Source organism: Winogradskyella damuponensis, from assembly GCF_039538385.1.
Taxonomy (GTDB): domain Bacteria; phylum Bacteroidota; class Bacteroidia; order Flavobacteriales; family Flavobacteriaceae; genus Winogradskyella; species Winogradskyella damuponensis.
The window spans coordinates 1-692 of record NZ_BAABCB010000033.1; the positions used below are offsets into that span (position 1 = coordinate 1).

Sequence of the window (692 nt, forward strand, 5' to 3'; positions counted from 1 at the left end):
AACGTTTTTGTATATGGAAAGTTGCGTGTTTGCGTGCGAGGATTTTCCGCAGGAAAATCAGACGTAGCAAACTTGCAACGACCTTTGTTTTAGCACAACACCAGCAATTTTTTATATACGGTGTTGTACGCAGTATTTATTTAATTTAATTCAAGTATTTTCCATTCAGAAATTAAGCTATCTAACTCAATTTCATTAATTTCTTTTCTGTTTTTGTTTGAATTTGGTAACTGTGACAAAATTCCTTTTTGTTCAACAACTTTATTGTTTTCAATCGTGGAATATAGATTTAATTGATATTCAGTTCCATTATCATCCTTTTTTCTAAAGGCATCACTTTCTTCATATAAAGTTCCGCTTTCATCTTCAGGTATAGCTAATTTCCATATATGCAATACTTCTCCTTTTTTTTGCTCTTTTCTGATGCTAACCCATTGATTTCCCACTAATTGTTTATTCACATTTTTAGAATACATAAAGCTTTTAATAGTCGGAATATTAGTTGATATCCTAATTTCATTCGCCTTTTTACCATAAGGTAGATTGTAGGCTTTATATTCGTTAAAAGTAAATTTCATAATATAAAAAACAGCAACAAAAGCTATTAGTTTTACTAAAAACGAGACTGTTTTTTTATAATTCATATATTGTTCATTTTCATTTTCCGCATTTTTGGGATATTGCGTACAACG

Annotated in this window: 1 protein-coding gene; it reads right to left on the reverse strand. The window is 29.6% G+C overall.

The genetic code is table 11. The features are described from left to right. Nucleotides 1-140: 140 nt before the first annotated feature. Nucleotides 141-692, reverse strand: a 552-nt coding sequence (locus ABD730_RS17080; RefSeq protein WP_344716107.1) for a hypothetical protein, incomplete at its 5' end; no start/stop codon positions are given.